Source organism: Butyricimonas hominis, from assembly GCF_014287455.1.
Lineage (GTDB): Bacteria > Bacteroidota > Bacteroidia > Bacteroidales > Marinifilaceae > Butyricimonas > Butyricimonas muris.
The window spans coordinates 124276-145770 of sequence record NZ_JACOOH010000008.1; the positions used below are offsets into that span (position 1 = coordinate 124276).

General features: G+C 40.4%; 13 protein-coding genes. All 13 read right to left on the minus strand.

Annotation, left to right across the window (positions count from 1 at the left end):
• Nucleotides 1–67: 67 nt before the first annotated feature.
• Nucleotides 68–1225 carry a FecR family protein gene (locus tag H8S64_RS17365; RefSeq protein WP_186977725.1) on the minus strand — a complete coding sequence of 386 codons (1158 nt, stop codon included), beginning with the start codon at nt 1223–1225 and terminating at the stop codon, nt 68–70.
• A 49-nt stretch (nt 1226–1274) separates the two neighbouring features.
• Entirely contained in the window at nt 1275–1853 is a 579-nt protein-coding gene (locus tag H8S64_RS17370; RefSeq protein ID WP_222621209.1) for an RNA polymerase sigma factor, read from the minus strand.
• A gap of 123 nt (nt 1854–1976) precedes the next feature.
• Entirely contained in the window at nt 1977–4277 is a 2301-nt protein-coding gene (locus tag H8S64_RS17375; protein ID WP_186977728.1) for a Gldg family protein, read from the minus strand.
• A gap of 14 nt (nt 4278–4291) precedes the next feature.
• Entirely contained in the window at nt 4292–5224 is a 933-nt protein-coding gene (locus tag H8S64_RS17380; RefSeq protein WP_186977730.1) for an ABC transporter ATP-binding protein, read from the minus strand.
• Nucleotides 5225–5231: 7 nt separating this feature from the next.
• Nucleotides 5232–7544, minus strand: a complete 2313-nt coding sequence (locus H8S64_RS17385) for a Gldg family protein (protein WP_186977733.1) — start codon at nt 7542–7544, stop codon at nt 5232–5234.
• Nucleotide 7545: 1 nt separating this feature from the next.
• Nucleotides 7546–8481 (minus strand): ABC transporter ATP-binding protein, encoded by a 936-nt coding sequence (locus tag H8S64_RS17390; RefSeq protein WP_186977734.1) that lies wholly within the window; start codon nt 8479–8481, stop codon nt 7546–7548.
• A gap of 36 nt (nt 8482–8517) precedes the next feature.
• Nucleotides 8518–10104: a PKD-like family lipoprotein gene (locus H8S64_RS17395; protein ID WP_186977736.1), complete on the minus strand. Its 1587-nt coding sequence runs from the start codon at nt 10102–10104 to the stop codon at nt 8518–8520.
• A gap of 18 nt (nt 10105–10122) precedes the next feature.
• Nucleotides 10123–10878 carry a DUF4843 domain-containing protein gene (locus H8S64_RS17400; protein ID WP_186977738.1) on the minus strand — a complete coding sequence of 252 codons (756 nt, stop codon included), beginning with the start codon at nt 10876–10878 and terminating at the stop codon, nt 10123–10125.
• 19 nt (nt 10879–10897) lie between these two features.
• Entirely contained in the window at nt 10898–12475 is a 1578-nt protein-coding gene (locus tag H8S64_RS17405) for a RagB/SusD family nutrient uptake outer membrane protein (protein ID WP_186977740.1), read from the minus strand.
• 11 nt (nt 12476–12486) lie between these two features.
• Entirely contained in the window at nt 12487–15891 is a 3405-nt protein-coding gene (locus tag H8S64_RS17410; RefSeq protein WP_186977742.1) for a SusC/RagA family TonB-linked outer membrane protein, read from the minus strand.
• A 91-nt stretch (nt 15892–15982) separates the two neighbouring features.
• A complete protein-coding gene (locus tag H8S64_RS17415; protein ID WP_186977744.1) occupies nt 15983–17155 on the minus strand; it encodes a FecR domain-containing protein in 1173 nt (390 codons plus the stop codon).
• 100 nt (nt 17156–17255) lie between these two features.
• Complete coding sequence (locus H8S64_RS17420; RefSeq protein ID WP_186977746.1) at nt 17256–20603, minus strand: golvesin C-terminal-like domain-containing protein; 3348 nt, start codon at nt 20601–20603, stop codon at nt 17256–17258.
• Nucleotides 20604–20773: 170 nt separating this feature from the next.
• Nucleotides 20774–21349: an RNA polymerase sigma-70 factor gene (locus H8S64_RS17425; RefSeq protein ID WP_099290182.1), complete on the minus strand. Its 576-nt coding sequence runs from the start codon at nt 21347–21349 to the stop codon at nt 20774–20776.
• Nucleotides 21350–21495: the final 146 nt, after the last annotated feature.

Below are 21495 nucleotides of genomic sequence, written 5' to 3' on the forward strand. Positions count from 1 at the left end.
AATACTATTTTTCCGGACATTCTCCGGGAGAATTAAACAGGTGATATTGAGAGTATCACCTGTTTTTTTATTGGCAATCCTTTATAAAAACATCATTTCCTTTTACTTCGATATCAATTTTGTTTATTAATTTCAACATTTCAATCACTTGTTCCAAGTCACCATACCGTTTGATATTTCCGGTAAATAAAATATCCTTCACGGCTTGATCTTCATAAGAAACATTAATGTTATACCATCGGGATATTGTATTCATTATATTTTCCAAACGTTCCTTCTCGAAAACAAAACGCCCCTCTTTCCACGAACAATATAAACGAACATCAACCATTTCCACTGTAGTTTCTCCGTTCTCTTTATTTAAACGCAACTGTTCATTAGGCTTCAAATAAACCTCCTTTTCGGATTGATTAAATGCAATTTTTCCACTTACAAGAGTTGTTTCCAGAAAAGTTTCGTCCTGATAATCCCTAACATTAAAAGAAGTCCCCAAAACTTTAATATTTCCGCGATCAGTATGAACAATAAAAGGGACTGCCGTATCCCGAGCTATTTCGAAATAAATCTCCCCACTCATGTAAACATCCCGTTGTCTTTTATCAAAATTCTCCGGAATACGAATTTCTGACTCCGAATTCATTGTCAAAATACTACCATCACTTAGTGTCAACGAATACTCTCCGCCCCGTGGTATAGTAATGGTATAATAACGCAAGGGAAGTGTATCGAGTTCCTCCTTCTCCATGGAAACTACAGGCAAAGACTTATTTGTAATATAATCCAAATAAGATGTATTTGAAATATCCACTTTCAAACCGTCCGGTTGGGTTAGGACAGCTTTACAAGTCCCAGGCATTATCTTTTGTGCTAAAAATACAGGCACTTCTTCTTTCTCCCGAGTCAAAAAAACGATACTTCCAAGCGTAAATAACAAAAGAATAACTCCGACGTAGCGATAAAACATGATTCTCCGTCTACGTCGTACGGCTCTATATGTTCTCTCCACGAAAACTTGATAGGCTTCTCTAAGATCATGTTCCTTTACAAATTCAAATTTATGAGCCACAAAAATCTCCGAATAATATTTCTTGTATAACTCCATATGCTCTGGAGACTCTTTTTTCCAACAGTCCAATTCTTGTTGCTCTTCTCCACTAATTTTCCCTGTTAGCTCTAAAGCAATTAAATCTGCAATGTGATTAATATATTGAAATCGTTCCGTCATTTTATTTTTTTATTAAATGACACGGAACAACAAGAAAAGTGACAAAAAATTAAAGAAAAATCAAAAACAATATCAAGAAAGGATGATCCAGATGCTCTCTCAATCGCTCTTTTCCTCTCTTTTTCTGCTGTTTGACAGCATCTAGCGTGATACCCAACCTTTCGGCAATTTCTTTGTCACTCAATCCATCTAAATTCAAGTTTATTACCACGCGATATTTTTCCGGAAGTTCATCGACAGCTTTTCTCAACCGAATAAAAATTTCTTCTTCTAACAAAACATTATAAAAGAAATCTTCCGTGACCATCTCTGCTTTATTTCTATACCCCTCCTCAACTTTCTTGTTCCGGATATAATTCAAACACCCGTTCTGAACCGAACGATACAAATAAAAACGTAAATCTGTCGTGTGCAGAAATTTTTGAGGAGTACTCCACAATTTAAAAAACACATCCTGCACGATATCTTCCGCCACTTCCCGTTCCACGTATTTACAAGCAACTGCCAGCAATACATGAAAAAACTCTTCATACAAAGCTTTAAATGCTCCCTCATCCCCTCGGGCAATTTGTTTGATCAATAAATTATCATCCGTATTCATTTGTACACCTTCACGTAACTTGTACAAATATACGACTTAATTTGAAATACCAAAACCTTCCCATAATTTTGAAAACACTTTGACAAAAGAAGGAGGCATCCGAAATTAACGGACACCTCCTTCACAAAACACATCTACGGTCTTCGAAAATTATTTTCTCTTTCTCCCGATCAAGAACATGATGCACCACGCCAGAATGGAAAGCGGAATCAACCAAATAAAGAATAGCTGAAGCCAGAACATTGAATCCTGTGGGATGTTGACATTATCATCCGGTGGACGCACCCGAGCAGTTTCTATCGGATATTCTCCATAAGAGAGGCTACGGAACATTTCCGTGATCATGCTAAAATTCGCACCGTTCAATCCAGCCCGTTGGGTTGATAATTCTTTCGTGGACAAACAATCGGCATCACCGAGCACGAATATCCGTTGCTGCGGTTTATCCGGTATATCCCGTGTCAAATATAGCATGACCGAATTGGATTGCTCGATTTCTCCTTTTTCCGGATTCAATTGGGATGTTTCATTCACAAAATCCGTTGTTTCATACTCAAGCCAAGAGCCCCGGGGAGAAGTTGCCAATACTTCCGAAATTTCAAAACCTTTGTTCCCATCCACCACTTGAACGGCACACGCCGAAGGGGTTATTACGGTATATCCCCGTCTTATCATATCCATAAAATAGGGCGAAGCTTTTAACGCTCCCTCCATGACATTCACGGCAATAATATCATCTAAATATTCTTTGGACGGAGCTACCAGAATTCCATCAGAAAAACGCAATCCCAACTTCTCCACCACGGGATTCATGAATGTCTGGCGTTTCGGTTCCCCTAACACAATCAAATTACCACCCCGCTCCACATAAGCATCATAATTCGCTTGTTCTTCCGGGGTAAAAGCTGATTTCATATCGGCAAGAACCAATACATCCACATTATCCGGAACGGACTCCCCAAGCGTCAATTCCCGAACTTGATAACCTTGGTTAATCAGTGCACTCCGGAACGTCGGATTCTTGGCAAAAGCGGCATATCCCCGATCCCCGTAATCGTTACATTCACGTTCCCCGTGTCCCTTGACAAACGCTACCAGAGGTGATTTGCCGACCAACGTTTTTAATGCCGCCGTGATCTCACTCTCGAAGGGATGGACATACATATCATTATAGATACGCAAAAATGCTTTTTGACCGTTATCCCGTTTGAAAACCCGAACAAAACGTCCGTTTTCTTCCGAGATGTCATCCATTTTCTGTACTTCCTCCGCAGAAATGAACATTTCCGGGTTATAATCGTACCCCTCGCATACTTTTTTCATTCGTTCTTCCACGGACAAATCTTTGTACACCTTGTCATAGTGCTGGTTTGTACCCTTCCCGTAATAATACACGTAATTGATTTTCATCTCGGGTTTGAAGCGCACGTAGTTCTCGAAACGCTCCATATCGTAATTTTTAGAATCCGGAGCACCGTTGTACCAAGTATCATCCAATAAATTCACGTATGTCGTCAAGGTCAGCCCCCCGTCCAGTTGTTTCACTATCTCCTGACTATTCTCTGTAAGGGTATTCAATTTCGTCGCCGTTGCATCGTAATAAACCATCATTTGAGGACGTGAAGAACCATATCCTGCCAATAACACCATAGCGAAAACAAACAAGTAACTACCGGACGTCCGCCACACGGTCCTCTTCAACCGTTCCCCTTGCAATTTAATGAACGTGAATGCCAAAAACATGAAAATAACCAACACGAAATAAAAAATATCCCGGCTACAAATCATACCTTCCAAAAATATCTTCGAGCGACCGGAAATGGACAACCAATAAGTCAAATCCCGCACGAAGTCAATATTTTGCCCGACACCGCCGATAAAATTCAGCACGGCTAGTACCGCCAAAGTCCCGATTGCCGCTACAACTTGATATTTCGTGATCGTGGACATAAATAAACCGATAGCCCCATAGGCGCATACCGTAAGAAACACACCTAACAAAGCCGTGAACATTAACGGAATATCCGGCTCCTTTATCGTGAATACCGTGAAGAACAAGGGAATCAACAATATACATACCAATATCAAACCGTAAACTACAATCGAGAGATATTTTCCCAATACAATCTGCAAGTTTGAAACCGGAGATGAATAAAGCAGTTTGATAGAACCGCTGCTCAACTCCCGGCTCATTAACCCCATCGTTAAAAGTGGAATATACAAGTAGAGATAATTCAACATTTGTGTAAATACCCCACCATATCCTGCCAACAAAGACCTCGTCAAATAATAAGGTCTGTATCCCATCGCCAGATCACGCAACTGATTAGCATATTCATCACAATAAGCCAATCCTGCTTGAAAAGCAAAAACAATCAGTACCATCCAAGCTATCGGGGAAAAGAACAGAACTCTCAGTTCTGTCTTCATTATTCTTGTTATTGTCCTCATCAATATAAATTCTTTTAGAATGATTTTCCAGATAATTTAGCGAATACTTTATCCAAAGACTCTTTTTCCAAAGATATCTCTCGCAGATGCCAGTTATTGCTAATCGCTTTATTTACAACTCTCCCGACAATCGCGGTATCCCCATCCGTGAAGTGTAAACGGATACGGGTTCGTGTCAATCGCTCCACCCGTTTCATTCCTTCTATACTCAAAAGATCGGCATCATTTTCCGGGGCATTATGCATAATCACCAATAGCACACTAGGTTCCATGTAGTTATTAAAATCTTCTATCGTTCCTTTAAATACCGTATTTCCATGTTCGATCATCATGATATAATCACATGTCGCCTGTACTTCCGGAAGTATATGTGTCGAAATCAATACAGCCCGTTCTTCCGCTATTCCCCGAATCAAATGGCGAATTTCCATGATCTGGTTCGGGTCCAACCCGTTCGTGGGTTCATCCAGAATCACGAACATCGGATCATGGATAATAGCTTGCGCTATCCCCACGCGTTGCTGATATCCCCCGGAAAGATTACCAATCACCCTTTTGCTGAAATGAGTGATGCCACATTTTTCTTTAGCCCGTTCCACTGCAGCCGGAATATCCGTCTTCGGCATCAAACGAATATCAGCACAATGGTACAGGTATTCATCAACGGTCATATCCGTGTGCAAAGGGGCTTTCTGGGGTAAGAACCCGATAAACTTCTTCGCCTGAATCGGATCTTTCCGAAGGTTGACTCCGTTGATAAAAACATCTCCTTCCGTCTGAGTCAATACATTGCATATGATATTCATGGTCGTGGACTTACCGGCTCCATTGGAGCCCAACAAGCCAAACACTCCTTTCGTTTCAATCTCGAAATTTATATCTCTGATAGCCCAATCCACACTATAACGGTGTGAAAGACCTTTCACTTCAACTATTTTATTTGTCATAACTTATTTATTTCCGTTTCCTACGAAATATTACCACGATTCCTAACATACAGATAAGCAAAGGGAAAACACACATGCTACCCCAATTTACCCACGAACGGCATCCTTTCGGAAGACGCAGGCTGGTATCTATATAATCCGCTCTTCTCGTGTCAACAGGGAATTGTTCATTCGACAACCAACGGAATGAACCATTGATAATACTGTAATTGGATGCACTGATTCCCGTGAACTGAGAGGTCAACGCTTCGTTAGCCACCACATCGGCATCCCCTGAAATCACGATCCGCTGTTCTTTATCACCGACCTTTCGGCTTAACGTGACCAACACGGCATGTACTCCTTTTTTCTCTCCCGCTTCCGGGTTATACTCAAACTCCCCGTCAACAAAATCCGTTGTTTCTTTCTCGATCCAAGCATCCTGATCTGAAACCAATACCGGAGTCACCTCAAAATCTTTAACGCCGGAATAATCAATCGCCTGTGCCGTGGGTAAGGCTACCACGTAATCATATTTCTGCAATTTCTCGTATGTCGGATATTTCTTCGCCGCTTCCGGGGTAAAGAAACCGACAAGTACTGTCGGAGAAGTGTATTCATTTTTATTCACCACCACGCCTTCTTCAAATTTAACACCTAAAGACGCAACCAATTTATTCATATTCACTTCTCGGTTATATTCACCTAAAATAAACAAGTTCCCTCCTCTGTCAATATATTTCTGAACGTTATTCATTGCCACGTCAGACAATGGTTCCCGCAGGTCGGATATAACCAACACTTGGATCGAATCGTCAATTTCATCTTTATCCAAATCTATTGTTTTCGTGTCGAAACCATTGTTCAACAACGATTGACGGAACCACTTATCCTTGGCAAACAGGTAAAATCCTCTTCCCCCGTAATTATCCATTTCCCGCGAACCGTAACCCGTGGAGAAAGCAACCATCGGTGAAGGTGAAATAAAACGTTTCAAAGCAGCTGAAATCTCCGCCTCATCCGGATGTTTATTATTATCATTGAACATTCTTAAATAAGCCTTTTGCCCGTTCTCCCGTTCCACGATGCGGAGAAACCTATTCAATTCCGGTTTTAAGTCAATCATTTCCTTGATCTCATCCGGCGTCATAAACATCTTTATATCCAAACGGTTCGCTTTGCATAACAGATCAACCCGTTCGTCGTCCGTCTTATTCGGGTACCTCCATTCCAGACTCGGGTTATTAGCCTTATCATAGTAATAGACGTATTTCATTTTTATATCCGGCTTAAATCGGAAATACTTTTCAAACCGTTCAAAATCCTTGTTCCTGTTACGGGGTAAACCGTAATAAAAACTCTCGTCCAACAAATTGACATAAGTCGTAATCGTCAAATCTCCTTCCAAATTTTTAAGCACTTCCTGACTTTCCTTGGAAAGCGTGTTTGACTTCGTGTACGTCGCATCATAATAATACTTCATCGAAGAAAGCGAGGAAACGTACCCCAAGGCTATTGCCACCACAACAATAGCGCTGTATTTCATCACCTTTGTCTTGAAAGACATAATACTCTTTTCCGTGTTCAATTTCAGTATGGACAACGAGAGAAAGAAACCGATGACAATCAAGAAATAAAGCACGTCGTCACTTGCCATCAACCCCTCGATAAATGAATCCGAACGCCCGGTGATAGATAACCAATACGTGATATTACGCACGAAATCATACTCCTGTCCGACACCGCCTATAAAATTCAAAATTGCAAGTATCGCCAATGTTCCAATAGCCGCAACCACCTGATATTTGGTAATTGACGACATAAACAATCCTATCGCGGAATAAGCCAGTATTAATAAATACAACCCCAGCATTCCGGTAAGTATCATCGGGTAATCAAAGTTCACGACGGTAATCGCGGCAAACAACACAAATACACCCAACACTGCCATTAATGCCAAACCGTATATCATCATCGATAAAAATTTCCCCATGATAATGGAAGCATTCTTTACCGGGGAAGAATACAAAAGTTTGATCGACCCACTCTGGTATTCCCGACTCATCAATCCCATGGTAATTAACGGGATATACAAATAAATATATCTTTGAATAGGAGGTAATATACCCTTCATCCCCACGAACACGGCAGAAGTAACCTGCCACAAATCATATCCCATATCCTGATATCGGATTTGCTCGCCAAACACCCGGGCAAAAGCCATCCCGATCTGAAAACCGAATATCACTAAAACAAGCCAAGCCACCGGGGAATAGAACATCGAATTCAACTCGATCTTCGCTACGCGAATAGCAGTCTTTATATTATTATTCCATTTCATCTTACTCCATATTTTTTGTTTTTCCTGACAATTGCGCAAATATTTCATCCAAAGAACAACGTTCTACCACCAAATCTCTCAATTCCCAATCATTCGCTTCACTTGCTTCTATATATTTTTCCGTAATTCCGCTATCTTCTTTAAAATAAATCCGAAAACATCCCGGTTCCAGTTCCTCGACACCTTTATTCTCACACAAAGAAGCCAACACTGCTTTACCGGGCGCTCGACCAAGTTTGATGACAAAACTCTCGGGAGCGATATAATTGTCAAAATCTTCCATACTGCCGGAAAATACCAATCGTCCGTGTTCTATCATCTTGATATCGTCACAGATAGCCTGAACCTCCGACAAAATATGAGTGGATAACAAAACAGCATGCTCCTCTGCAATCTCCCGAATCAAATTCCGAATATCCACGATCTGATTCGGGTCTAACCCATTCGTGGGTTCATCCAATACCACGAACTTGGGATTGTGCACGATAGCTTGCGCTATTCCCACCCGCTGTTGGTAACCGCCTGACAGATTTTTTATCAGACGATCCCGAAAATGAGTAATGGCACAACGTTCCAAAGCCCGCTCAACAGCCCTTGGCACTTCCTCTGCTGGCATCAACCGTAAAAAAGCCGAATGCTTCAAATATTCACCCACGGTCAAGTCCGTGTACAACGGCGGCTGCTGGGGTAAAAAACCAATATACTTTTTGGCTTCAACAGAATCTTCCCTCAAATTAATTCCGTTTATAAACACATTTCCCTCGGTCTGATTCAATACCCCACAAATGATATTCATAGTAGTAGATTTCCCAGCTCCATTCGAACCCAATAAGCCAACTACCCCATTTTCAGCTATTTCAAAGCTTATATCCTTGATAGCCCAATGCACAGAGTACCTGTGGGACAAATGTTCCACTCTTACAATAGAATTTTCCATACGATACAATTAGTGATTTACATACAAATACGTTTCTTATTCTGCATTATACTCTCGTGTCGAAGTTTGAGAAACATCTACAATTTCTCCTCCTACGTTAAACACCGATTTTTTAATTATAAAAGGTTTATTTTTATCTCGAATATCCACTCTCATAAAATCTCCGTTAGCCAATCCGACACCAAATTCTTTGTGTCTAGAAGAAGATAAGTCATAATGTATCGCAGTCACCTTATCGTCAAAAGTCATAAATATACCTTCTTGATAATTACTTCCACAATCAATATAGCGCAATTCATTATCCTTGGTGTAAAAAATAAACTTTCCGTAATTACCCGGACTATTGGCAGATGTTATTAAAATTTTATCCGCTTTTGTCAATTGTACCGGACATTCCACCTCTTTCATATAAGAATTATTCAGTGCACTGGCATAATAGGCTGGAGGATTACTATCCAGAACAAAATCAGCAATATAAGTCTTACCGGCTTTATTATAAATCATTCTGAATAAGTTTGCAGTATAAGGATTTAAATACTCTTCTCCTTTTTCACTGATAGCCAAAACCTCGACCTCCTCACCCAAATCCCAAACAGGAACGCTATGCCCTGAACCCAAAGGTGTTATCGGGAAAATCGCTCCAAAAGGAGTATACCACTGATTGATTGACAATACTCTATGATTCTTTCTGTCATAAACTAAACGATGGGAAGTCCACGTTGCCGTCTGACCATTGGCAATAAAATCTATCTCATATCCTTTAGCATCCACCTCATACGATTCCGTCAAAAATTTCCCGCCTAAATAATTATCGGAAAATAACCGACGGAAAAGACGACCGTCTTCTGCCACCAAAAAAGTCAGCTGCTTCGTATAGTAGGCATCAACAATACTAAAATTCACCGGAGTTCCATCCAGAAACTCATCTTTCAAATCACTTGCTTTCTTGAGGCTTTCATTACTGACCTCATAAGCGACTTTATCCGTAAGAATCAACGTGGCACCGGAATAAGCAGATAGCGCAGGAGCGTGATGATCTAATAATTTCCGGGGACTCCCGGGTATCGGCACTCCATTCATCATCCGATAAATCCCTACCGTATTTTCAAAAGTCGTATCTACTTTATTTCCGTTATTCTTTTTCGTCATCCGCTGGTAAGAAAGTTTTGAATTTCCTCCGTCTTTAGAAAGAATCATCCAATTTCCTTTACCATATTTAGGAACAAAATTATATAACACGGTAGTCATATACTTTAATCCTGTCGAATTTTCCGTTATACTATAACTCCCGACTAAATGTGACGAAGGAAACTCCGAAAGCCCGAGCATTTCCATCGCTTCATCCGTGGGAACATTAAAATCTTTTTCCGTACATAACACCACGCCATTCAGTTTCCATTCAAAACTCAAATCAGCCATTCTCTCCAACGAATCCGGCGTATCAAAACGGAATTCCCCTTTCATAATTGTCGTTTCTCCCTCGTAACAATACATGTGGTTGGGCGATTTAAAAAGAAAAGTTGGAGATGATTCAGGCAGATAAGTGTAATTTCCCTCATCTTCAAAACACCCTGCCATAAACAGTGCAACAAATAATGTTATATATATATATTTGGTTTTCATAGGACATCTAATTAAAAATTATAAAGCAACTTCCATTGGCTCTTCATCTTCATCCAGAATTACTGGGTCTTGATTCAACAGCCAATTTTTGAACTCCAGTGTCAATTGAATAGCTCTATCCGGATGTTTAGCGATTAACTCCTCACTCATCTCCGCTTTTTTATCTATTTCATTCAAAAACAATTTATATTTTTTCCCTGAATAATCTCCTAATAAATTATTTTCGACCTCTTTATTCCACCATGTTGGTCTATCAGCTACCGTTGTCAAGATCAGTTTAGCCCGAGTCCGCTCAATCTGTCCCAATTTCAGATACTCGTTGGGTATAATTTCAACAACCAAAGTAACTCCGTTCGGCATGGACTCAATCCGGTCACTCCGGTGAAATTTTATCTTGATTACATCACGCACATCATTAGAGTCTTTGTTCACTGTATTGGTGTGAAAAACATACGCCGGATCTATTGTATATTCCTCCGGGTTAGCCGTAGTTTCCTCCTCTACCACTTTCAATTGAAATTCTCGATTCTCTTTCAACGTATCCCCGGATAACAACACGGTCAAGGCTGCTTCAATATCCTTGGTTCCATCAGGATAAAAGAAAAAAGAAGCTACAGTGGAATCAGCCTGTGCCAAGCCGGGATACACTTCATCGATATAGAACTTCTCGAAATAAATTTCATTCTTATCAGTAAATATTTCAATCTCTCTCCTGTCACACGCCCCGAACGCAACAGCCAACAGTAACATAAATATCACATATTGTTTTTTCATCTCATTTTACTTTTAAATTTTACATAGATTGGCTTGCCGGCATAGGAACAACAGCTTCCTGCCGTTTGAAAGGACGTTTCACGCCTTTTCCGAAATCGACATCTGCGTTCAATCGTTTATATAAATAGAACAATTGTCCTTCAGAAATCCATTCCCGACGAGCGTCAACAATCAACTCTTTCACAAAATCTTCCCATTTATCAAAAGAGATATCATCCCAACATCCTCTAGCCCGGCGAATCTCATTCAAACTATTAGCAGCCTCTGTCCAATTTCCTTTTCGAGCATAGTACTCCGCCATGATATATTGCATTTCAGTTCCCCGAATAACGGGAAGGATTGTCACATTTTTTTTACGCATCGCTTCATCTTCATGATAGAACCATTTGCCGGAAACAGGGTATTTGTCTTGTGCCATGAAAATCATTTTCGTGTAACGAATGTCGTTGGCAGATTCATCATTACCTTTTGAAGATTTAAAGATATCATCTGTCCTTACAACAAAGTATTGTCCCACGAAACCAGTGGATTCTTTCAAAAAATACGTTTCTAGATTCAATTCGTCATAGGCTTTCGCGTTATACACTGCAAATATCAGATTGTCAACCAGACGCAAGTTGGACTTACCTTCAAAAGTCGAAACCCTATTATCTGTCCCATTCATTATTCCCGTAGTCTTGAATTCATAAAATGTAAATTTATCCCATTGGCTGGCTTCATATTTAAATTTCAGCACCGCATCTGCAGCTTCAAAAGCATCATCATATCTCTCTGCATATTGGTATGCGCGAGCCAACAAAGCCGTTATCGAATAATAGTTCAAACGGTAACCGCGTCCTTTGAAAAAATCCGTCAACGCACTAGGCTTACTCGCTAATTCCGTGTAAGACGGGAATTTATTATAAAACCGGGCATCTCCCGTACACACGGCATTCATCGCGAGTGCCGAAGTATCAAAATCAAACACAAGTTCTCTCGCTTGCTCCAAATCGGTTATAACCTTATTGATACACTCTTTCACCGATATCCCTGCCGGTTGAATATTAGGATATTGCTCTACATAAGGAACATAATTTGCTCCATCGTCACTTATCGGAGCGGGGGCAAACAATCGTAACATATCAAAATGCATCAACGCCCGACACGCATAAGCCTCTCCTAATATCATATTGCGCTCCATTGCCCCAAATTCAAATAATTCAGGAGTTGTATTTTCCACTAAATTCTGAATCAGGTTATTTGCATTGGCAACAACATTATAAGCAGCCATCCAAGTTTTTTCGATACTTGCTGCCAGTTGTACCTGCCCGTAATTCATCTCTCCACAAGCCTGAAATTCTTTCGCCCCATTATTTTCAGGACTAAGATCATATTGCTGAGAAAAACCATCCAACATCGCAAATGACAGATTCTTTCCATACAGCGATGACTTTCCCATATTCTTATACAACCCGTTCAATGTAGAACGATAACCTTCCGCCGTACTAAAGATTTGCTCTTCCGTGGCTTGCGTCACAGGCTTCAAATCCAACCAGCTTTCACAAGAAGACAGGATAAAAGCCATCGCGAATAATAATAATTTTATACGTGTTTTCATCTCTTTATTTTTTAGAATCCGACATTCAAGGTTAAACTATAATTTCTGGCATAAGGATAACTGATTCCCCGTTCCTCTTTCACACTTGACCAACGTCCCAGATCATTCGCGTTAAAACGTATTCCCAAAGAAGCCAAATGCCACCTGCTAATCAAATTAGTGGGGAAGTCATATCCCATAGACAGACTATTAAAAGACAAATAATTATAATCTTGCACGAAACGGGAAGTCGGACGAATATAAGGATTCGCTTTCATATCATAATAAGGCACCCTGTTTCCCGGTTGTCTCCAACGTTCAGCCAATACCCGTTTATCCACATTTTTATTTGTAATATCGGCATTTTCAACCCGATTAATCAAAGTTTCATTATAAGTCTGCCCTCCCCATTGGAAAAGGAAAGAGGCATTCAAGAAAAATCCTTTATAAGATACATTCAACCCGAAAGCCCCTTGAGCATCCGGAGTCTCGTCGCCAACAACAACCTGATCATTGGCATCCCATGTATAGGTACTGGTCCCGTTCTTCTTAATAAACTTTTCCTTACCGTTAGACGGATCTATTCCGGCAGAACGAACGGCATAAATTGCTGTTGTAGAAGCCCCCACCGTGTATCTTTTTAATGGAGCACTCCGTAAACCGATATAATAACCACTTTCTGCCCGGTCATTATAATTCTCATCCAAAGCCTTATTGTAAGCCTCCGCCGCTTTACCTAATTTAGTTATTTCATTACGATTGGATGCAACACTACCGATAACTGTTACCATCCAGTCTTTATCCCTATATAGAGTGGCTCTTAAATCAACTTCCACACCTTTGTTCACAACAGTCCCCGCATTCGAATAATAAGTTGAAAAACCCGATGATTGGCGTATTGAAGTTTCATCAATCATATCTTCCGTTTCCTTATGGTAATAATTTACCTTCACGTCCAACAATCCATTCCATAAACCGAATTCAATCCCGGCATCAAGAGTGTTGGTCGTTTCCCACTTCAATTTCTCATTTCCTAAATAATAAAGATAAGAAGCAGGTCCCGTGTAATACCACGCGTCACTATCCATTGAATAAGTAGTTACTGCCGTATAAGAAGGAAAATTCACCTTACCGGTACTTCCGTATGATCCGCGAATCCTTAACAAGGTAATCATTCCCATGTTTTTCAAGAAATCATAGTTATGAATATTGATACCGGCACCCACAGACCAAAAAGGAGCAAAACGCTTATCCGCACCAAATTGAGAAGAACCATCCAAACGCCATGATCCGTCAAAAAGATAAATATCATTATAAGAATAGTTCACACTAGCCAATAAACCGAACAAACGAGAGTTCGTTTCATCATGTTTTGTTTTGTCCTTTTGCTGAGCGGCAAATTCGGAAGAATGTACCGTTCCCATAGGAAAGCCCTCAAAAGTCATACTATTCGTTGAAGAGTGGGATTCCACCGCTTCAATTCCGGCAGTTGCATTAATAAAATGTTTTTTAAACTGACGATTGTACAGAAAAAGACCTTTTGCCGTCCAACTGTAACTTTCTGTCAAAGCTCGATCCAGTCGTCCCAATTCGTCAATAGTATTAAATACTCTTTGCGTGTCGAAATACGGGTCCCGAGGGTCCTTAAACGTTTCTGTTTTGGTATCCGTTTTCGTGATACTAAACTGTCCTTTAAACTGCAATCCTTCCGCTAAATACCAATTAATATTAAAATTGTCTATCAACTCGTTATATCTGGTCTTTCCACTATAACTATCTAATGTAGCACTGTATAACGGATTAGCAATATCACGACCTAATAGAGGTCTGTACGATTGTATCAGTTTACCCTCATCATCATGAATTCGCCAATAAGGCAACATATCAACGTAGGTACTAAAATTTCCATAAGGAGAATTTTGAGAACGGGTTGAATTATAAGAAACATAATTACGTATTTGCAATTTATTATAGCGATAATCCAAGGTTAATCCTGCCCCCATGCGATCCCGATATGACCCCTTCATCACTCCCCCATTTGTTTCATATTTCAAATCAACCCCATAACGAATACTTTCAACACCCCCTTCGACATATACACTGTGTTTATGATTAAACACATTCCGCAAAGGTTGAGCCATCCAATCCGTGTCATACCCTCTTAACACTTGTTGCAACAACTCATTATATTTCATCTCGTAATCCACAGCAAGAGACTCATTATCTGGACTATACACCCCACACAAACGTTCCAATTCAAGTTTCTCCGCGGCATTACATACATTATAATCAGAAAGATCCGGAAGATCTAAAGAGAATGTTCCATTATAACTCACCATCAATTGTCCCGGTTTGGGTGCGATTGTCGTGATAACCACAACACCATTCGCGGCACGGGATCCATACATTGCCGTGGCCGCAGCATCTTTCAATATGGTAATCCCCTCCACCCGGTTCATATCCATATCATACACTTTCTGCACATCTACTTCAAAACCATCCATAATAAATATCGGGAGATTCGGGTTATCCTTCAAATCGGTATGTTGTTCTTGTTTCATTTGTTCTACATCCAACCCTTTCTTCATACCGATACTCGATTCACCCCGAATATTAAACTCAGGCAATGCATTCGGGTCTGAACCCCACATCGAATTTTCCCGTATACGAAAAGAAGGATCAAACACCTGAAGCGCACTGATAATATTCTTATTATTCGTTTTCATTAACTCACTCCTTGTCACCGCAGTCGCGTTTCCCGTGAAACTCGATTTCCTGATATTGTTGTACCCCGTCACTACCACTTCATCCAAAGCCTCCACGTCCTCTTCCATCATCACGTTAATCTCCTTCTGGTTCGTCACCTTCACTTCCTTGGAAATCATACCTATAAACGAGAATACCAGCGTAATGTCTTTCTGATCCGGCAACGTGATTTTATACACTCCAGCCGTATCCGTCACCACACCTACTGAAGTACCTTTGATCAACACTGTGACTCCCGGAAGTGCTTCTTTTTTATGATCCGTGACCTTTCCCATGATCGTCTTGGCTTCCTTTTTCTCATCCTTGGGAGCCTCCTTGATAATAATCATGTCATTCTCTATCTCCGCGATAAATCCGGTACCTCTCAAAGCGTTTACAAGGACTTCGGCCAACAAGGCATTCCGCATTTTTACAGTGATATTATTCACCGTTTTGATCTTGTTATAATCATACAAGAATCCCATGTCGCACTGACTTTTGATAACGGTAATCAACTCCTCGATTCCCGCATTCCTCAAATCAACCGTGACCCGTTGATTTTGTGAATGAACGGCGGCATTCAATCCGAAATTAAACACCAGCAAAAAGATACAAAGCTGTTTCATTAATAAAATCATTTTTTTACACCACCTTTTTTTGAAAGGCGTGTACATTTTACCTCTTTTTTTCATAGATTTGTGTTGTAAAAATTAAACAATCGAATAAGCTTGCCGGCTTATCGTGTGACAGGGGAATATTGCCGTATTCTCCTGTTTCATTTTTCTATCTCATAACTTGTACTACTTTTTTATCTATTATAAATTTCACATCACTCGTGCGTTCTATCAAACTCAACAAATAGCTGAAATCACCAAATCGTTTTATTTCTCCCGAGAACATAACATTCTTCACGTCTTCACTCCGGTAGAAAACTTGAAAATCATACCAGCGTGCTAACGTGGTAAGAATATCTTCCAAACGCTTTTGCTTGAACACGTACACTCCATCTTTCCAAGCAACGTATTCCGCCACATCCACATTCCGTTCCGTCACCACACCGCTTTCCTTATTAAAAGCAACTTGCATCCCCGGTTGTAAAACATAGCTTTTATCCGTTTTTCTAAAATTGACTTTCACTTTTCCCGAAACCAAAGTCGTATAGTCGCTCACCTCACTCGCGTAACAAGTAACGCCAAAACTTGTTCCCAGAACAGTGATATCCTGTTCCCCGGCATGAACGACAAACGGTCTTGCCGTATCCCGCTTTACCTCGAAATAAGCCTCACCCTCCAAGTACACTTCCCGGCTCTCTCCGGCAAAAGCAACCGGGTAATTCAGCCGGGAAGCAGAGTTAAGCCACACCCTAGTCCCGTCCTCCAGTTCTATCTGGTATTCTCCCCCTCTCGGTACACTCAATTTATTATACACGATTTCTCTTGTGCCTTGTTCTTCTTGTGGCGACACGTAACTCAATTTTGTACTATCGGCAATAATCCGGTTTCCTGTTTTCTCTTGAAGTGAATAATGTTTCTCTCCCAAATAATACACGGACCCATCCGCTAATTCCAATACAGCGTTATTCTGCCCGGGTACAATGTTTTGAACGGCAGATTGTATCTTGAGCTCCGAGCGTTTATACGTGTACAAAAACAGACAACACCCCAACACGATAGCCACAGCCGCCGCAATTCCCGTACTCCAGATAAAATAACGCTTTTTCTCTACTTTTCTCTGTTTCTGCATCCGGTTTTCAAATACCGACCATGCTTTCTGCAATTCAGACTCCGACAACTCCCGTTTTTCATCCCGTGATAACTCTTCTCGTATCTTCTCGTAATAACGACGATGTTCCATGTTTTCATTCAACCACGTGTCAAAAATTTCCTCCTCTGCCGGAGAAAGAAGTCCTTCTACCTTTCGATATATTAACCGGGTTGATATTTGTTTGTTTTCCATAATTCAATGTTCAAATACACCCCTATAACGGTTTGCCTCTTGTTTTGTGTGACAAGAATTTTATTTTTTATCTAAAAAAATCATTTTTCACTCGTGTAAATTATTCTTTTAGCCAAACCCATTTCACAGCATCAGCAACTAACTCTTGAGAAATAACTCTATTGTTCCTTTTTATTTGCTCTTTTCTATCCCTGTCACTTAAGGTCACTCTCGCCTCTTTCGTAAAATCAAACACACCTAAAGAGATCCATCCCACGTCATCTCCATTCACGAATGCCACCACCTCATGCTCCCCGTTCCCGTCGAAAATGGAGTAATAAAACTCTTGTTTTCTATCCATATCGATATACGTTGGTTTTGCATAATGAAAAAACACTTCATATTTACCCTCTCGAGGCAATTCGGTACTCCATTCCACTTTCTGCTTGCCTGTCCCCGCCTGCTTAACATACGCGCTTCGAATGGGAAAACCATAAAAACCGCCATTTATCACGGGGGTCCATGTGGTTTGACGAGAATATTTGGCATCATATTCAGGACGTCCTTCATCTTTCCGCAGCAAAGACAAGAGATTAAAATCTTTTGACTTCACCACCCTGAAGCCGGGAGCCTCATTATCAACGATAATCTCATCCGCATTTCTATTTTGAAAGAAAACGGAAGAATCGACACGAACCACACGAGTCGCAGTATCCACCCATCCTCGAACATCCTTCTCTAACGACAACTTCCAACTATCCGGAAGATTTTGTGCCAAAGGTGCTTCTATACGATAAAAATTAAAATTCTTTCCTCGCCCCCTTGCCGTGATCATCCTCCCTTCGTGCGGTGGGATTGTCCATACCCGCAAATCAGTTGTAGCAATAAGCCCCGGCACATCACCTCGGTTAAACACTTTAAAACTAAACATCACGTCGTCATCCCTCTCTCCGTACTCGATTGCTCGTGCATCCCGGATGTCAAACAAAGGCAACCGATTGGAGCCATACCAGCGCTCAGCGAGAGAATCCAGACGCAAACCGAAAGATTGATAAAATTGTTGACAATACTCTTCCCAAGCCACCTCTTTAAAACTATTTTTCTTCAAAATGTCATGATGAAATTTGAGGAATGAGTCACTTTTGACATTTAACATGATAGACATACACAATTCTTCGCTTTTCTTTTGAATTATATTTCGCAACTCTTCCGGGGATAACGACCTATCATGCAACGCATCCTTCAAACTTCCATGTTTCAAGTATTCTATCACGTCAAAATTATTCTCTTCAAAATAAACAATACTCCGTTGACAACGAAACAACGCGTAATTCATAGCTTCATTGATTAGTGGTATCTCGGCAGAGGAAATAAAAGTCGTTTTTCCGCGGAATGCAGGTCTTATATTACAACTTCCTTTCCCGAAAATCGGGTCAAACGTCTCGTACTTGAACATCCTCATTACTCCTTTTTTCTCCTCTTCCCCCTTTGGAACCTCATACCGGTAATTTCTCACGGAATGTAATTTTTCCGGAAGAAACACAAGACCGGCCTGTTCTCTTTCCCCGGTTAATTGCATCAAATCGGGGAAAACATGATAGCTACATGGTACTTCCAAAAGGGTAAACCACCGGTACGGGTAATGACTGATTCGGTCAAAACCTTTCCTCGCGAGAACGATTTCAAAAGCCTCATTCAAATCTCTGGAACTGTCTTTCAACTTGTACACCATCGCCCAATCTTCCTTCGTGAATTTTTCATCAAAACTCAAGCACTCCTCTTGTTCCAATATACTCTTCATATCTTTCAATTTCATCATAATCTCTTCATCAGGAAAATCATATCGTTCGAGAAGATACTCGTGTCCCGGATGATAATAGAGTGTCAATCGGGTCGTATCAAACTTAAGACCCAGTGCGATCGTTATTGTCCGCTTTTTGTAATTACCAATACAAAGGCTGATGCCAGGCATGTCATGAGTAAAACGGAACGAAGTTACCCCTTTTCCCTCTTCAATTGTTTCTCCTTGGGCTATCGCGATTAACGCGGGATCATGCTCCACCCTTAACGAATACCGGGTAAAATTCAAATCCATTCCTCCCGAGGCTCCGTACGGGGGAAGTCCCACGGGATACCACAAACACTTCGGGGGCAACAATTTGTACCCTCTCTCGCAAAAGGCTGAAGTATTACCGTGACGAAAGATCCCGCTGGCATTCACGTCCGGGGAATAATACTCGTCGGAAGATACGTCCAAATAACAAAAGGCATTTTCAATATTCCCCTCGTAATCGATCATAACTTCCAGCGAATCTCCGGGAATCAGTTTTTCGTCCACAAGCACAGCCTGATACTCCCTCCGAAAAGAAACAGGATGCCCCTCCACCTTGATTGAAGTAATTTTCAAACCCGGATTCAAGTACATGATCAAAGGTACCTCGCCCGAAGTCCTATTCTTAACAGTCATCCGGCTATTCACGGAAATCCCCCCGTCTGCAAGTTCCTTCACGTGCAAGTCATTGCTTACCACCCGAATCTTGGAATCTCGTTCATATTTCTCGTACACTCCCTTGTAAACTTCCCTTAACTCCTCTTTTTTCCCGTACCGACCAAGATAAATAAACGCTCCTCCCGCGGCAAACACAAGTAAAATGCAAGCAATGCTTAAACAGACTTTCCGACTCCGCACGTAATTAAAGATTCTCGGGTAAGGGATAATCGAGAACACCGCAAAACTACCTCCCGTCAACAAAATACTTCCTCTTTGCAACAAATAATTCCCCAGATTCACGTGTCCCGTGAAATCTGAAAACATATTCGGGAGATAACGGGCACAAGGATCCAACACCCCATGCAAAAATCCAGCCCCTAAAAAAGTTATCCCGCCCAGTAACAAAAACGACACAATTAAACTTATCCCCAGGTTACGGATAACACGGATTACAAGACAAGAAAAACCAAGAAAATAAACAGAAGCAGGTAACGTAAGAGTGATCCAATAGAATAAATAATAAAACAAATTAAAAGACCCGGGATACAAGACAATATTAAAAATAATTGAAGTCAGGAATAAAAACCAATTGAGTAGAGTAAAAACAAGCAATAGCCCCAAAGCATACCCTGTGACCATCTCGTTGTTCCCCTGCGGACGAACGTACAACGCATCTCTGGTACCCACGTTTAGCATTCTCCAATCGTTCACCACAAAACACACGATAAAAAGTAACTGGATAATATTAAAGTAATAAGCACTTTTAAAAGGTATTGCCGAGGATAAGGCCAAAGAAGTCCAATCCGGAGCAAATTGTAACACATGCTTTACCGAACCGGAATCACTGCTTCCTAAAGATGTGAACTGGTAAAGGATAAGCCCACAAATTGCCAAAACCAGAAATAATCGAAATAAGATACTCCTGCGTGCACGTCTAAATTCGTACAATGCCTCAATCCAAATGTTACTTTTGTTCATGCTTTTGAGTTGTTTATAAAAAAGTACAAACTTGTCTTCTATACTCCCCTCCTTGTTTCTCACAATTCAATGTTCAAACGCACTCCTATAACGGCTTGCCTCTTGTTTTGTGTGACAAGAATTTTATTTTTTTTGAAAATTACAACTAATTTACTACCAAAGAGTATTCTTCACTGTATATAAATGACAAGAATTAATGTATCCCTTTCATTGGACAATATATCCCTTAATTTCTTGTATCCCCGGGAAACTTGTGTACGAATCGTATTGATTGATATTCCTAACTCTTCCGAGATTTCCAAATATTTTTTACCCTCGATTACATTCAATTTTATAATCAAGCGACATTGTTCCGGTAAACTTTCAACAGCTTGATTTACCCGATCATATATTTCCTCATCAACATTCTCATCCACATCCTCAGCCACGATCATAGCGTCAGCCATCAGAAATTTATGACGATCTATCACCTGCAAATGACGTAAATAATCCAGTGCGGCATTTCGAGCAACTTTATAAAGCCACGATTTTAAATTAAAGTTATCCGGTAAAGAACGACTGCTCTCAAACAATTTGAAAAAAATATCCTGTACTATATCTTGCGCAACATCCTGATCTCCAACATGTCGATTCACAAACACGAGAAGTTTCGGATAATATTTCTTAAATATTATCTCATAAACACGAGGATCTCGCTTTCGCAACCCATGTACATCATCCGGATTAGATAAATCAGTCAACTCCAATTATTTATATTCACATCTAAATTCCATTAAATGAACGTTTGTTAAGATATAAAATCATAAAGATTATCCAAAATATCGAATATGGATAAGTTGTTGTGTTACAAATTAATGTATAAAAAAGACTTAGACCTTAGTAAATAATGAAA

Excerpts from the sequence above, each read along its gene's own strand:
- H8S64_RS17375 (WP_186977728.1), bottom strand. The coding sequence starts at position 4,277 with ATGAGGACAATAACAAGAATAATGAAGACAGAACTGAGAGTTCTGTTC.
- H8S64_RS17405 (WP_186977740.1), bottom strand. The coding sequence starts at position 12,475 with ATGAAAACACGTATAAAATTATTATTATTCGCGATGGCTTTTATCCTG.
- H8S64_RS17415 (WP_186977744.1), bottom strand. The coding sequence starts at position 17,155 with ATGGAAAACAAACAAATATCAACCCGGTTAATATATCGAAAGGTAGAA.
- H8S64_RS17410 (WP_186977742.1), bottom strand. The coding sequence starts at position 15,891 with ATGAAAAAAAGAGGTAAAATGTACACGCCTTTCAAAAAAAGGTGGTGT.
- H8S64_RS17365 (WP_186977725.1), bottom strand. The coding sequence starts at position 1,225 with ATGACGGAACGATTTCAATATATTAATCACATTGCAGATTTAATTGCT.
- H8S64_RS17395 (WP_186977736.1), bottom strand. The coding sequence starts at position 10,104 with ATGAAAACCAAATATATATATATAACATTATTTGTTGCACTGTTTATG.
- H8S64_RS17400 (WP_186977738.1), bottom strand. The coding sequence starts at position 10,878 with ATGAAAAAACAATATGTGATATTTATGTTACTGTTGGCTGTTGCGTTC.
- H8S64_RS17385 (WP_186977733.1), bottom strand. The coding sequence starts at position 7,544 with ATGAAATGGAATAATAATATAAAGACTGCTATTCGCGTAGCGAAGATC.
- H8S64_RS17390 (WP_186977734.1), bottom strand. The coding sequence starts at position 8,481 with ATGGAAAATTCTATTGTAAGAGTGGAACATTTGTCCCACAGGTACTCT.
- H8S64_RS17420 (WP_186977746.1), bottom strand. The coding sequence starts at position 20,603 with ATGAACAAAAGTAACATTTGGATTGAGGCATTGTACGAATTTAGACGT.
- H8S64_RS17380 (WP_186977730.1), bottom strand. The coding sequence starts at position 5,224 with ATGACAAATAAAATAGTTGAAGTGAAAGGTCTTTCACACCGTTATAGT.